General features: G+C 45.6%; 10 protein-coding genes. 5 read left to right on the plus strand and 5 right to left on the minus strand.

The genetic code is table 11. From position 1 onward, the window contains the following. Positions 1-19 precede the first annotated feature (19 nt). Genes M1E06_RS10775 through M1E06_RS10785 form a run of 3 tightly spaced genes read left to right on the plus strand, consistent with a single transcriptional unit; the run spans position 20 to position 3440 of the window. Complete coding sequence (locus tag M1E06_RS10775; protein WP_023855727.1) at positions 20-1120, plus strand: spore germination protein; 1101 nt, start codon at positions 20-22, stop codon at positions 1118-1120. Further along, positions 1107-2303, plus strand: coding sequence for a Ger(x)C family spore germination protein (locus tag M1E06_RS10780; RefSeq protein WP_023855728.1), 1197 nt, complete (start codon positions 1107-1109; stop codon positions 2301-2303). The genes M1E06_RS10775 and M1E06_RS10780 overlap by 14 nt, the downstream gene beginning before the upstream one ends. 39 nt (positions 2304-2342) lie before the next feature. Then, a complete protein-coding gene (locus M1E06_RS10785; protein WP_023855729.1) occupies positions 2343-3440 on the plus strand; it encodes a spore germination protein in 1098 nt (365 codons plus the stop codon). Between the two features lie 4 nt (positions 3441-3444). Here the strand turns inward: M1E06_RS10785 and M1E06_RS10790 are convergent, their stop codons facing one another. After that, entirely contained in the window at positions 3445-4905 is a 1461-nt protein-coding gene (locus tag M1E06_RS10790) for an MDR family MFS transporter (RefSeq protein ID WP_043054587.1), read from the minus strand. A 201-nt stretch (positions 4906-5106) separates the two neighbouring features. On the opposite strand from M1E06_RS10790, the gene M1E06_RS10795 reads away from it, so the two are divergent. Further along, the gene (locus tag M1E06_RS10795; RefSeq protein WP_023855731.1) at positions 5107-5583 is read left to right on the plus strand and encodes a MarR family winged helix-turn-helix transcriptional regulator; all 477 of its coding nucleotides are present in this window, start codon (positions 5107-5109) and stop codon (positions 5581-5583) included. A 40-nt stretch (positions 5584-5623) separates the two neighbouring features. Here the strand turns inward: M1E06_RS10795 and M1E06_RS10800 are convergent, their stop codons facing one another. From M1E06_RS10800 to ppsA, 3 genes are all read right to left on the minus strand, one after another. Then, positions 5624-7663: a molybdopterin-containing oxidoreductase family protein gene (locus M1E06_RS10800; protein WP_023855732.1), complete on the minus strand. Its 2040-nt coding sequence runs from the start codon at positions 7661-7663 to the stop codon at positions 5624-5626. Between the two features lie 146 nt (positions 7664-7809). Then, positions 7810-9234 carry an MDR family MFS transporter gene (locus tag M1E06_RS10805; protein ID WP_026579590.1) on the minus strand — a complete coding sequence of 475 codons (1425 nt, stop codon included), beginning with the start codon at positions 9232-9234 and terminating at the stop codon, positions 7810-7812. A gap of 438 nt (positions 9235-9672) precedes the next feature. After that, complete coding sequence (ppsA, locus tag M1E06_RS10810) at positions 9673-12267, minus strand: phosphoenolpyruvate synthase (RefSeq protein ID WP_043054338.1); 2595 nt, start codon at positions 12265-12267, stop codon at positions 9673-9675. A 342-nt stretch (positions 12268-12609) separates the two neighbouring features. On the opposite strand from ppsA, the gene M1E06_RS10815 reads away from it, so the two are divergent. Then, complete coding sequence (locus tag M1E06_RS10815; RefSeq protein ID WP_020451729.1) at positions 12610-13326, plus strand: 3-ketoacyl-ACP reductase; 717 nt, start codon at positions 12610-12612, stop codon at positions 13324-13326. A 46-nt stretch (positions 13327-13372) separates the two neighbouring features. On the opposite strand, the gene M1E06_RS10820 is transcribed toward M1E06_RS10815, so the two are convergent. Continuing rightward, complete coding sequence (locus tag M1E06_RS10820; protein WP_080131420.1) at positions 13373-14587, minus strand: cytochrome P450; 1215 nt, start codon at positions 14585-14587, stop codon at positions 13373-13375. Between the last annotated feature and the right edge of the window lie 115 nt (positions 14588-14702).

The raw sequence follows: 14702 nt of genomic DNA on the forward strand, positions 1-14702 counted from the left end.
GGAAAGGGGGGATTTCTCCATGATGGTGAGTCAGCAAGACAAAATTACCGTTTCGCAAACCGTCATCGTCATCACGAATTTTCTGCTGGGAACTGGTATCTTGACACTGCCGCGGACATCTGTGGAAGCGGTTAAGACGCCGGATGTCTGGCTGTCTGTTGTATTTGGAGGATTGATTGCTCTATTGGCAGGTTTCATCATGGTGAAATTAAGCATGGAATACCCCGAAAAAACGTTATATCAATACAGCCGCGATATTATTGGCAAGTGGCCGGGAGGGCTTTTCAGCCTGCTTTTGATTTGCTATTTTCTCGCAACGTCGAGTTTCCAAGTCCGTTCTGTTACAGAGGTTATGGGATTTTACTTACTGGAAGACACGCCGCTTTGGGCGATGGCGATGGTTTTTTTATGGAGCGGGATCTATTTAATAACCGGCGGTATCAATCCGGTTGCCCGACTTTATGAAATCATTTTTCCGATTACAGTTCTTATTTTTCTTGTCGTCATATTTATGAGTGCAAGCATATTCGAGACCGACAATTTGCGTCCGGTTCTCGGGAAAGGGATCGTGCCGGTGATGCAAGGAGTCAAGACAACGTCTTTTGCTTATACAGGCATAGAAGTTCTGCTGATCATCGTTCCTTTTATGAGAAAGCCCGAGCAAGCGTTAAAAGCTACTTTAATAGGTATTTCTTTCCCGATTGTCTTTTATATGATCACCGTTATTATGGTCATCGGTGCACTGTCGATCGATGGAGTGACATCCCGGACCTGGCCGACGATTGATTTAATGAGAAGCTTTGAAATACGAGGGCTGATTTTTGAACGATTTGAGTCCTTGCTGCTGGTCATCTGGATCATGCAAATATTCTCCAATTTTACGATCAGCTATTTTGCTGCTGCTATAGGTCTGTCACAACTCTTGAAGAGGAGGATGGAACCGATATTATTCGGCTTGCTTCCTGTTATTTATCTCATTGCGATGACGCCTAAAAATATCGACCAGCTCTTTCAAATGGGAGATCTGATCGGCAACAGCGCCATCTTTTTAGTCGGGCTCATTCCGCTCATGTTTTTGGTGATATCGAAAGTAAGGAGGAGAAAGTTTGAAAAAAATTAACACCATTCGCTACTTAACGATTGCTTTACTTTTGTTTTTATTAACCGGATGCTGGAGCAGCCACGAAATTGAAGAGCTGGGTCTCACATTTGCGATGGGGATTGACAAAGGCAAAGAAACCGAACTTGAAAAAAAATTTGACGAAATGGGAGGTGATTACCCGAAAAAAGATCGGATCACGATGATCTATCAATACGTGAACGAACAGGCGGCCGGTTCAAAATCGACTGGAGGAAGCACTGATCAAAAATCGTATATTAACGTTTATGAAACGGGGGACTCGCTTCAGCAAATTAACTCTGAAGTAGCATTGAGACAGGACAGGCCTGTATTCAGTCCTCATTTAAAGGTGATTGTCATCGCCGCTGAGCTTCTCCGCACCTATTCGCTGGCAGAACTGCTTGATCAGCCTCTCCGCGATAATGAAATCAGGCCGAGCAGTATGGTGATCGTCACAAGAGGGCGGGCGAGAGACACGCTTGAGCTGAAGGAAACCGGTGAAATGCCGGCGTTTCGACTGCGCAAAATCGTCGAAAATGAATATAAAGCGAAAAAAATTCTTCCTCCTGTGACACTTGCCAAACTGACAGGCAAAATGAGGTCAGGAACGAGCTATCTGCTTCAAAATGTTATTGGTACCGATGGGGAAGTCAAATATGCAGGAGCAGCCGCGATCAACGGAAAAACCAATAAGCTGATCGGTTATTTGGATGAACATGACTTAGAAGGGGTAATGTGGATCACCGGAATGGGAATTGGAGGCACGGTTAAAAGTTATGATCCGGAAGAAAAAAAAGTGACTGCATTTGGTGTCGAAACGATTAAAAGCGACATCAAGCCCATTGTCAAAGGAAACCGTCTTTCTTTTGAAGTGAACGTAAAGTCAGATGGGTATCTTGCGGAAAACTGGAGCACGAATGAAAAAGCTTTTGATAACAAATTTTTAGAAAAAGTCGAAAAAACAACCGCGAAAACCGTAAAAAAAACGATGGAGGACATTACAAAAAAAATGAAAACCGAATACAAAGCAGATCTTGCCGGATTCGGAAACGAGATGAGGATCAAGCATCCGAGGCTTTGGGAAAAACTAAAGAAAAATTGGGATGAGACCTTTACCGATATACCGATTACATTTCATGTGCAAATCACGATTAAAGAATACGGTACCGTTGGGGATCAGTAACAGAAGCACTTCTAATCACGAAAGGCGGAGAAATACGCAATGATCCGTTCCGAAGATAAAATTACGACTTCTCAGGCCATTGTTGTCTTAGTCAGTTATATTATGGCTGCCGGGATTCTCACCTTGCCAAGAACCGCTGCAGAAGAAGCCGGTACGCCGGATGTATGGATTTCCGTCCTATTAGGCGGACTTGTCACAATGGCAGCCGGAGTGGTGATGACAAAATTAAGCCAGGATTACCCCGGGCAAACATTTTTTCAATATGGGGAAGACATTGTCGGAAAGTGGCTCAGTATTGTAATCAGCCTGCTGTTTATTGAGCATTTTGTAGCGATTGCGGCTTTTGAAGCAAGAATTATGGCAGAAGTCATCACCTTTTTTTTGCTGCAGCAAACACCGATTTGGGCGATCGTCATGTCGACGATGTGGGTCGGATTTTATTCGATAAAAGACGGTATGGGGTCGCTTGCCCGTTTATTTGAAATCATTTTTCCGATTACAATCCTTTTCTTTTTAACCGTCGTATTTATGAGTTTTGGCATATTCGAACTGGATAACCTGCGGCCAGTCCTCGGGAAAGGCATCATGCCGGCATTAAAGGGGGCAAAAGCGACAGCAATTTCGTTTATCAGCGCAGAGGTGATGTTGTTCCTTTTGGCGTTCATGAAAAAGCCGAAAAATGGTGTCAAAGTCGTTGTCATGGGAATCGGCATCGCAATGCTCTTTTACTTAACAACGGTCGTATTTGTGATTGGAGGGCTGTCGGTTGAAGGGGTGACCGCGACGACATGGCCGACGCTTAATCTCATCCGCAGTTTTGAAATGCCCGGCTTGATATTTGAACGCTTTGAATCGCTGCTCCTTGTCATCTGGATTATGCAGCTGTTTGCGACTTTTTCCGTCTCATTTTACGCTGCGTCACTGGGGCTGTCGCAAATTTTCAAAAAAAAGAGCAGACCGATCATGTTCGGTCTGCTTCCGGTGATGTATTTGCTCGCAATGACGCCAAAAAATATCGATAATGTATTTTCTCTCGGCGACATGGTCGGCTATCAAGCGGCTGTTTTATTCGGTATTGTGCCGATTCCGCTTTTATTGATTTCGAAAATGAGGAAAAAGAAACCTTTGCAAAGCTAGATGTTCAGCCCGCTTTGTTCACTTGCTTCTTAGCTCTCGGTTTCACCACCCTGTCATTCGGCATGAAAAACACGAGCAAAAAGGCGGCCGCTGCGGGGAAAATTGCCCAAGTAAACGTATGAACAATCGAATGTGACAGCGCCTCGGTGATGTGATTTAAAATATCCGGCGGCATTGATGCCCGGGCACTAGACAAAATCTGGTTGGCATCATTCGGTGAGGCGAGATTTGAAGCGCCTGTGCTTTTAAACATATCTTCCATCTGTTCTAAAAATTGGTTTTTTTGAATCATGCCGAACATACTGGCGCCGATCGTCATGCCGAGAGAGCGCATAAAGTTGCTCGTAGAAGTCGCTGAGCCGCGCTGTTCCGGGCCGAAATGATGGATAGCCGCCATGCTTAATACAGAGAAAGAAAAACCGACTCCCAAGCCGACAACAATCATATAAATGGTTAATAATAAACGCGGAGTGTCAATGTTAAGCGTGCTTAATAAAGAAAACCCGCTGACGAGAACCAGTCCGGAGATGAGCATAATGTTCCGGTAGCTCATTTTTGTCGTTAAGAATCCGCCAAGCTGGGCTGATACGACAGAGCCGAGCATCATCGGCAAAAGAACAAGCCCGGAGTTTGTCGCAGAATCTCCGTAAACACCCTGAACAAAGATCGGAATCTGGATGGTAGCTGAAATAAATGTCCCGCCGTAAAATAAAGCGACAAGCGTGCTGCCGGCAAACAGCCGGTTTTTAAACATATGAAACGAAATGATCGGTTCACTGGCCTTACGTTCGATCATGAGGAAGCAAACCAATAAGACGGCTGCACTTCCGAAAAGAGTAAGGATGACATTCGAATCCCAGGCGTATTTCTCGCCGCCGAGCTCCAACGCAAACATGAGGCAGACGACCGCTCCTACGAGCGTGATCGCCCCTAGCCAATCAATGCGATGCTTTTCATGCTGTTTCGTTTCTTTGTAAAATAGAAGAATGAAAACAAAAGAAACCATACCGAGCGGCAGATTCATATAAAAAATCCAGTGCCAGCTGATGTAGTCAGTGACATAGGCGCCGATGAGCGGTCCGAAAATGCTCGAAAGGCCAAAAACAGCGCCGAAAAGTCCAGTGATCTTACCGCGTTTTTCCAGCGGGAAAATATCAAAAATGATGGTAAAAGCAATCGGAATGAGCGCGCCTCCGCCAATTCCTTGGATCGCGCGGTAAATGCTGAGCTGCTCAATGGTTGTAGCCGTTCCGCACAATGCTGATCCCGCCATGAACACGATGCTGCCAAAAAGAAAAAAACGTTTTCTTCCATACATATCCGACAGCTTGCCGAATATCGGCATGCCGGCCATTTCAGCGACCATAAAGGCAGATACAACCCAGACAAAGCTGTCGAGTCCGCCAAGATCGCCGACAATTGTTCCCATTGCCGTGACAACGATGGTATTGTCCATCGAAGCCATCAAAATAGCAAGCAAAAGCCCTGCTACAACAAATCCTAATTTTCGATTTTGAGTTTGTGACAAATCAATCTATTCTCCTTTAAATAAATTCGTTCTAAAGCAGCGTTTGGCATGGACGCTTCATCCTGTTATGATCATTTATATCAGGAAATAAATATCTTAGCTGCTAAGACATAATGATTTTATAGAAGGGTGTTACCGATGTCAAGAACAAATCATATTGAAGGAGAAGGGCTGCTCAACGAGCTGATACAGCAGTTGAGATTTCACAGCACCGCAACCATTTTTCTGCACGAGGCGATCGGCGAGAAAATCGGACTGAACGCCACGGATCATAAATGCCTTGAGATTATCGCGCGGGAAGGGAAAGTAACAGCGGGGGAGCTTGCCGCAAAAAGCGGGCTGACAACGGGAGCGATCACAGGCGTGATCGACCGCCTTGAGAAAACGGGCTATGTCAGACGCATCAGGGATTCGTCCGACAGAAGGCGTCTTTTAGTCGAGCTGATCCCGGAAAACATGGAGAAGATCTCTCATATCTTTCAAGACTTGGCGCAAGAATCTGCCGGATTTTTAAGCCGATATTCAGAGGGGGAACTGCAAACCATTATCAAATTTTTGAAAAACAGCACGGCGTTCGCCGCCGATTATGCCAAAACTTTAAAGAAGACAAAGTGACAAAAGACCGGTTTTGTTTCAACCGGTCTTTTGTACACGTTCATATTTTTTCAATTTGAACTCTTCCGGAAAAGAAAGTTGCTCCACCGCCCATATCAGCTAATCGATCAGGCGTCAGCGCATTGACGAGATAATGCTTCCCATCTGCATCCGCCCATAATCCTTGGCTGACGGCCACACCCGGAAGGACGTGTTCTCCGACCGCAGCGGGCAGGATACATGATCCGCGGTCATTCCAAACCTTCACCAAATCTCCGTTTTCGATGCCTTTTTCTTCGGCATCCTTTCTATTTAAGTGAAGTTTCGGCTCCTTTTCTAGTTTGATATGCTTTTCATTGTTTGAAAAGGTCGAATTTAAAAAATTATGATTCGGTCCGGGTACAAATAAAAACGGATACTTGTCAGTTTCAACAAGCGGGGTATGAGTCGGCAGGCCCGGATAGCCGTGCTGTTCCATCAGTTTTGAGTACAATTCAATTTTTCCGCTGGGCGTTGGCAGTTTATCAGGAAAAATCGTTTTCCGATTGGCTTTGACAAAATGCTTTTCAGTCAGGCTGTCGTAGTCAATGCCGTCGAGCCACGGATTATCAGGGTAGTCAAGCGCCTGTCTGATCATCTCTTCGTCGGAATCTTTCAGCGGTTCATCATCAAAGCCCAGCGCCTCAGCCAAAAGTCTGAATACTTCTGTATTTGACTTGCTCTCACCGTATTTTTCAATAACAGGCTGCTGAATTTGCGCATAATGGTGCCAATATGATGTATAGAAATCCGTATTTTCAAAAGCGGAAGAAGCCGGCAGGACGATATCGGCATACCGTGCCGTTTCCGTCAGGAATAAATCGTGAACAACCGTGAATAAATCTTCGCGCTCAAGCCCTTTCCTGACTTTGTTCGCCTCCGGCGCGACGACGGCCGGATTGCTGCTGTACACAAACAGCGAACGGATCGGAGGCTCGGTTTCTAGGAGAGCTTTGCCGAGCTGATTCATGTTGATGACTCTCGGCGTTCTGCCTTTTAGTAAATCGGGACGCTGCAAAGCTTTTGTATTATAGGCCAAAAATGCCGTGTTGCCTTTGATCGCTCCGCCTCCTTTTTTCGTCCATTGGCCCGTGATCGCGGGCAGGCACGCGATGGTGCGAACAATCATTCCTCCATTGTCATGATGCTGAAGACCGTTGCCGATCCGGATCAGGGAAGGGGAGGTGCGGCCGTACAAGCGGGCGAGCTCGATAATATCATTCCGGGATACGCCGGTGATTGCCTCTACAGTGGCGGGATCGTATTGCAGTACATGGCGACGGAGCTCTTCATGGCCGACTGTAAATTCTTTCAGAAATGGTTCATCAGCCAAATTTTCCTCGAATAAGACATGCATAATGCCAAGCGCAAGCGCGCTGTCCGTGCCGGGACGAATCGGAATAAACCAATCCGCCATCCGCCCTGTCTGATTTTTATGAACGTCGATCACAACGATTTTTGCACCGTTTTTCCGGGCTTTTTGAGCAATAGTGATTTGATGCATGTTGGTTGAGACTGCATTGATTCCCCAAAAGATAAACAGTTTTGTTTCCGTTGTATCTTCAGGGTCTGTGCCGATGCTTCCGCCCATCGTGTATTTATAGCCGACAGAACCGGCAGGAGTGCAAATCGCCCGGTCAAGCTGGCTCGACCCGAGGCGGTGAAAAAAGCGCCTGTCCATTCCTTCAGCCGTCAAATTCCCCATATTGCCGTAAAAGCTGTAGGGCAGAATGCTTTCGGGGCCTTCCTGTTCAATGAGCGACTGCCAGCGGGAGCGAATCGTTTCAATTGCTTCATCCCAGCTGATCGGTTCAAAAATCCCGTCACCTTTTGGACCCGTCCGTTTCAGCGGAGTTTTCAGCCGTTTGGGATCATAAATACGCTCCGTCATATTGCGGACTTTATTGCAAATATTGCCCTGTGTGACCGGATGATCCGGGTCGCCTTGTATTTTAACGATTTTTCCGTCTTTTTTATGAACGAGCAGCCCGCATTGATCCGGGCAGTCGAGCGAACATACGGATTTGAAAATCCCGTCTTTTTGATCAACAAATGACTCCATGGAATCCGTTCCTTTCCGATAAAATGAATATGATTCTAGCATTATATCACAAAATCTCGTCAATTCTGAAAATAAGAGCCGAAAGAATCGCGGCAGAACAACGATAAAAAAGGATGCCCCTGGAAGGACATCCTTTAAGTTTTTGTTTATTCTTTATCAAAATCAGGCGCGACCGCTTTTTTAATAAATAAAGCGGTAAAGAAAGCGATACAGCATAAAGCAAGCGCAAACCAGTAGGCATGGTGAACACCGTGTGTCATCGCTTCATGCACGATTTGTGGGCTTGCGGCTTCTTGTCCGGCAAGATAGCTTTTCTGGCCTTGGCTCATGATGCTGACGAACACCGAAACACCGAGTGCGCCTGCAACAGGCTGAAGCGTGTTGGCGATTGCCGTTCCATGAGGATATAAATGTTTCGGCAATTCGTTTAATGCATTCGTCTGCGCAGGCATCATGATGGCTGAGATCGACAGCATCAAGATGATGTACACAATAATAAACGCCCAGACCGGCACAGAAGGATTGATCCTGCTGAAGAAAAACATCACGCCGACGAGAACGATCGTACCCGGAATGATGAGTTTTCTCGGCCCGAACTTATCGAATAAAGCGCCCATGGCCGGTGACATGAGACCGTTTAGCAAGGCCCCGGGCAAAAGTAAAAGCCCTGCTGCTTTGGCTGTAAAACCAAGCGGTCCTTGCAAATACATCGGCATCACGATTTCGGAAGCGAACATCGCCATAATGACAATCACAAATAGGCAGACCCCGCGCGTGTAATTTTTATAGGCGAACACACGCACATCGAGCAACGGTTGTTCAAGCTTCAGCTGACGAAGCACGAACAACACGATACTGATCAGGCTGACGATGATTACACCGATGATCAGAGGGGACTGAAACCCTTCCGGAGCCTCTCCGGCACTGCTGAATCCGTATACGATTCCGCCGATCCCGATGGTTGAGAGAACGATCGATAAAAAATCAGCCCGCGGGCGCGTCGCTTCTCCGACATTTTGCAAATACTTCACCGCAAACAAGATTGAAAATACTGCAAAAGGGATGACGATAATAAACAGCCAGCGCCAGCCGAGGATGTCAACAATGACGCCCGAAAGAGTGGGGCCGATCGCCGGAGCAAACATGATGACCAAACCGAACGTCCCCATGATTTTCCCGCGGACTTCAGGCCGATAAATGAGCAAGAGCGCGTTCATAATAATAGGGATCAAGAGACCTGTACCGACCGCCTGAATCATGCGCCCCGTCAAGAGCATCGGAAAATTCACTGCACAAGCGGCGATGATGGTTCCGACTAAAAAAATCGACATGACGCCGATAAACATCTGTCTTGTCGTGAACCATTGAATCAGTAAAGCGGAAATAGGCATTAAAACACCCATGACAAGCATAAATCCGGTTGCCAGCCATTGAACAGTCGGGGCATCAACGTGAAAGACTTCCATCAGCTCTGTTAATGCGATGTTCAACAGCGTTTCATTTAATATTGCAAAAAATGCACCAATCATGAAGGTGACTAATATTGCTTTGGAATTAAACTTTTTCTCCATATCAAACCTCCTGTAATACAATTTACCCAAAAACATGACGACAAATGATATGTAGGATTCCCAGATATCCGGAGTCCCAATTTGTTTCTTTCGTTTTTCATCTTATATAATAACGTGTCTCCACCGCCGTTCATTGTTTTTCTTCATGATTGGCAACTATATGAGTATACTCGGTTTCACCCATATTTACAATAAAATTGTCAGGTTCATCTTTTGAAGTTAACGTATGGATGATTATGAAAAGACAGGGAGGGAAGGACATAGATCATCTTTTCAGTCAAATCAGCCGATTATTACAGGTATAATTTACCTGTATTGCTGGCAGCTGTTCTGACTGAAGAAAATTATCTCCGGATCCTTTCCCTGATAGATACTAAATCTGAAGAGTTCTTTTAAATGCACTGTCGACTCCCGTATTTATTTGGGCAACAGACACCATTACAATATTTCGATATATCCCTCTGTGCCATGCACGCGAATTTGTTGCCCATCTTTTATCAGCCCAGTCGCATTCTCCACTCCGACGACTGCCGGCAGGCCATATTCGCGTGCGATCACTGCTCCGTGGGTCATCAATCCGCCGACTTCGGTGACCAGGCCTTTTATGGATACAAATAATGGTGTCCAGCCTGGGTCGGTAAAGGAGGTGACTAATATATCTCCATCTTCCAGATCGGCATTTTCCATGTTTAAAATGACACGTGCTCTTCCTTCTATCACTCCGGAAGAAACAGGCAGGCCTGCAATCGCATTAGGCGGCAAATTTTCTCGTTTGTACGCACTTGTAATGATTTCGCCATCAGACGTGATCACACGCGGTGGAGTTAGTTTTTCATATAATTTGTACTCGTCTTTCCGTTTGCTGATGATCTGGTTATCTATTTTTTTTGTGCGTGCGACTTCGTGAAGCTCTTCAAAAGTGAGGTAGTATATATCTTCTTTTTCATGAATAACGCCCGCTTGTACGAGTTGTTCGGCTTTTTTCAGCAATGCCTGCTTATATACGAAGTAGCGACTGACTATGCCGTATTTTGGATATTCCCGGTAGCCGATGAAATTCCGGATGAGGTTGATCATTCGTTTTGTTTCTTTCGCTTTTTGTTCACCATCCGGCAATTGCTTCAATCGATCAATTAACTCTTGTTCTTTTTCCAAAGCAGCCCGCCGCCCTTGCTCAAACTTTCGATTGCCGGCGTTAGGCTCGAAGTTTTTGATATGACTAAGAATCATGGGGACAAGTGTAATTGGTTTTTCACTCCAGCGAGGTCTTGTAATATCAATTTCTCCAGGACAACGCATTCCGTATTTGCTGAGATAATCATAAATAGCGTCTTGGATTTCCTTTCCACCATTAAACTTAACCAGTTCATCGAGAAAGTGATCTTCTTTTGCATGCTGCAAATAATCAATCACTTCTGGATAAGGGCGAATCACATCCGCGACATCCATCAGCGCCAGACCCATTTCCGAAGTAATATTGCCCGGTACAGATTGAGAAAGGGTATCAGCGGCGTTTTTTTCGCCTAGCCACTTGTTCATGTTTTCATTGATCCATGTTGTCGCATTTATAGCAGCCATAAACACAGCCGTACTTTGCGGGTCAAATACGATCTTCTTTAATTGCTGGATATCTTCCAGTATAAAATCAAACAAATCCGATCCCGATTTCGCTTGGATGTTTTGCTTTAACTCTTCGATCGATGTTTGATTGCGCTTCATCAAATCAGAAACGATTGTCGGATCGTTCTCGAATTGCACCGGCATATCTGTTTGACCGTTGCCCGGAATCGGTGCTGTTTGATCATTTGGCATCAATTTTATAAAATCTCGCTCGATTACGGTCATGAGTGCGTCTTTTGTAAGCGGATCTGCTCCCACGGTGTTTAATAAAGCTTCCCGGCCGGCACGTGTCGTCAGCCTAGGCGCAACATCAACAAACAATCTCCCGCCGGCTTTACGCATAGGTGCAGGAGTAATTAACAGATAAAAAGACAAGCCCAACGGTTTAATGGGATCAGTCATCATTTGCTGATGACCAACAGATAGATAGACGTGATTTTCTTGATCATTCGCTTCAGGGATCGGGAATAAAGTCGTGATCGGCCGGCTCTGAACAATATAAAATGTATCATCAGCCAAACACCATTCGATATCTTGCGGCTGGCCGAAATGAGCTTCGATCTGTCTTCCGATACGTGCCAGCTGTAAAATTTGCCCGTCAGTGAGTGCTTGAGACATCTGCTGATCAGGATCGATCTGCTTTGTCTCTGTTCCGCCTTGTGCTCGTCCATAAATCGCCAATTTCTTGGCTGCTATTCTCTTATCGGCGATTTGTCCGTTTTGCACTTTATAACAATCGGCAGAGACCAAGCCGGAGACCAGAGCTTCTCCAAGTCCAAAACCGGCATCGATTGAAAGCAGTTTCCGGTTGGAAGTCATCGGATCAGCGGTAAATAAAATTCCTGAAGCATGCGGGAAAACCATCTTTTGAATGATAACGGATAAATAAACTTGCCTGTGATCGAATCCATTCTGCATACGGTAGATGACCGCGCGCTCCGTGAACAGGGAAGCCCAGCATTTGCTGATATGCTGCAAGATCGCATCCTTGCCGATAACATTTAAATAGGTATCTTGTTGACCTGCAAAAGAAGCATGCGGCAAATCCTCGGCAGTCGCGCTAGAACGCACTACATAAGCATGTTTCTCGCCAAATTGAGAGAGATAGTGAGCAACTGCTTTCACAACATCAGCAGGAATTTCTGCTTCCATAATGATTTGCCGAATCTTCCTGCTGATGTCACTAATTTGATTCCGATCCTCAACTTTTAGCATGGCCAGTTGAGCCAGCAACGCTTGGAACGTTTCGTTTCCTTTGACGGCTTTTTGAAATCCTGCTGTCGTGACGCAAAAGCCTTCTGGTACTTGTATTCCTTGAATTTTTGATAATTCCCCTAAATTTAACCCTTTTCCCCCGACAAGCAAAAGCTGTGTTTTTTCCATTTCATGAAAACCGAGAACGAAATGACTCATTCTGCATCTCTCCTTCGAAAAAAAATTTGACAAGAGCTTTCCGATATGGTAGACTTAAAATGTAAGATGGGATATCTATGACATTTAATTTTAAACGTGCGTGATCTGATTATATCATCGCGTCTGTTTTTATGCAATATTAAAAGAACCTGGTAAAACCATGGTTCTTTTTTTGTTTCTTCATGCAATCGAATATAACGATGGCCGATTTAATCCGGTCGGTTCGCGGAAGATGCCAGCTGCGCAGGCGGTTTATTCTTCACAAGTCGTCATATTTGCAAAAACGTAGTTTGTTTTCCTATAATTTAAACGTGTGATACATATAGAAAGGAAGTTTTTCATATGCAATCTTTACAAAACAAAACCGCTCTGATTACAGGAGGGGGAAGAGGGATCGGCCGCGCCACAGCGATTGCCCTTGCAAAAGAAGGTGTACATATCGGCCTTATCGGCCGTACAGCTGCGAATCTTGAAAAAGCAGCAGAGGAATTAAAGGCGTTCGGCGTAAAAGTATCTGTAGCCGCAGCTGACGTAAAGGATTTAACAGCTGTAGAACGTGCAGTCCAATCCGTAAAAGGAGAGCTTGGACAAATCGACATTCTCATTAACAATGCCGGGATCGGCGGGTTTGCAGGATTTCTTGAGCAATCCCCCGAGGAGTGGGAAAATATTGTCCAGGTGAATCTGATGGGAGTTTATAATGTAACACGCGCCGTTCTGCCTGAAATGATCGAAAGAAAAGCCGGCGATATTATTAATATTTCTTCTACAGCAGGCCAAAGGGGAGCAGCCGGGACAAGCGCCTACAGCGCGTCTAAGTTCGCGGTACTCGGACTGACCGAATCGCTGATGCAGGAAGTCAGAAAGCACAATATCCGCGTGAGTGCTCTTACACCGAGCACGGTTGCGACGGACTTGGCAATCGACTCCAAATTAACAGACGGCAATCCGGAACGCGTCATGCAGCCTGAAGATCTGGCGGAATACATGGTTGCCCAACTTAAACTGCATCCGCGCATTTTTATTAAATCAGCGGGCATGTGGTCTACAAACCCTTAAACAATCAGGAAAGGACAGGCTTGAAACAGCCTGTCCTTTTTTCGTGCTATTTTTGCGAAAGGCGTACGGGGAGATGACGGACGCCGAAGACAAACGGACTTTGAATCGTTTCAAGCTCCTCTGAGCTGTCCTTTTCCACGGATGCATGCCGCAGCAAGTAATCGAGTGCGACTTTCGCTTCAAGCCGGGCAAGGGGAGCACCGAGACAAAAGTGGATGCCGAAGCCGAAGCTCATATGAGGGTTTGATTTACGATCAAGCTTAAAGCTGTCAGGGTCGTCAAATTTCAGTTCGTCACGGTTCGCTGAAGCGACCCAGTTGATCACCGTGGAACCTTTTGCAATCCGCACGCCTTTGATGTCAAGGTCTTCAGCCGCCGTGCGGCCGATTGCTTGCACGGGCGGATAATACCGCAGTGTTTCTTCAACAAAAACAGGAACGAGGGACAAATCTTGCCTTACGGCTTCCTGTGTGGCTTTGTCTTCGGTGAGATAGCGGACGCTGTTTGCGATCAGGTTAGTTGTCGTTTCGTTGCCTGCGACCAAAAGAATGATGCAAAAATTCAGCAGTTCTTCTTCTGTCAGCGACTTGCCGTCAACTTCTGCCCGTAGCAAAAGCGAAATCAGGTCGTCTTTTGGCTCTTTTTTGCGCTGCTTGATAATGTTTTTAAAATAATCCGCCAAAAACCGATTGCCTTCTTCACGGCGTTTGTACATCTGTTCAGCGGCTTCAGCCGAGCGGTCTTCCGCACCTGCGACAAGGATGTCTGAATAATGTTTAAACATGAGGCGGTCTTCAGCCGGAACGCCCAAAAGTTCAGCAATGATAATGACGGGAAGGGGAGCAGCCAAGTCATCCACCACATCAAACAAATCCTTCTGTTTCGCTTCGTTAAATAAAAAAGCCGTCACTTCTTCGATATGCGGCTCAAGCTCTTTCACCGCTTTCGGCGTAAAAGCTTTATTAACGATGGCCCTCATTTTTGTGTGTTTCGGCGGGTCCATTGTTAATATGCTTTTTCCTTCCATATTACCGCCGCGTTTTGAAGAGAAAAGCTTCGGGTTTTTTAACACGAATTGAACGTCTTCATACGAAAAGATATCCCAGCATTTTCGCTCATCATCGTAACGCACAGGAGACGTCTTTCTGATCCGGTTATAAATCGGGAACGGAAACAGCCGGTCATTACTGGAGCTGATTTCTTTCATCGGAATCCAATTGGCATAGTGCTTGCTTGATTGAAGTGAATTTGAATTTGCCACGTCAACTCTCTCCTTTAACATGAATCGTTTATACATGATGAACCGGTTCAATCTTTACGTTATCACTATTTTTACAACGGTTTCAACGGACATATCATGAAAAAATTGTCAATTG

The sequence above is a fragment of the Bacillus sp. AK124 genome (assembly GCF_053903085.1).

Excerpts from the sequence above, each read along its gene's own strand:
- M1E06_RS10775 (WP_023855727.1), top strand. The coding sequence starts at position 20 with ATGATGGTGAGTCAGCAAGACAAAATTACCGTTTCGCAAACCGTCATC.
- ppsA (WP_043054338.1), bottom strand. The coding sequence starts at position 12,267 with ATGAGTCATTTCGTTCTCGGTTTTCATGAAATGGAAAAAACACAGCTT.
- M1E06_RS10800 (WP_023855732.1), bottom strand. The coding sequence starts at position 7,663 with ATGGAGTCATTTGTTGATCAAAAAGACGGGATTTTCAAATCCGTATGT.
- M1E06_RS10785 (WP_023855729.1), top strand. The coding sequence starts at position 2,343 with ATGATCCGTTCCGAAGATAAAATTACGACTTCTCAGGCCATTGTTGTC.
- M1E06_RS10795 (WP_023855731.1), top strand. The coding sequence starts at position 5,107 with ATGTCAAGAACAAATCATATTGAAGGAGAAGGGCTGCTCAACGAGCTG.
- M1E06_RS10815 (WP_020451729.1), top strand. The coding sequence starts at position 12,610 with ATGCAATCTTTACAAAACAAAACCGCTCTGATTACAGGAGGGGGAAGA.
- M1E06_RS10805 (WP_026579590.1), bottom strand. The coding sequence starts at position 9,234 with ATGGAGAAAAAGTTTAATTCCAAAGCAATATTAGTCACCTTCATGATT.
- M1E06_RS10790 (WP_043054587.1), bottom strand. The coding sequence starts at position 4,905 with ATGGCTTCGATGGACAATACCATCGTTGTCACGGCAATGGGAACAATT.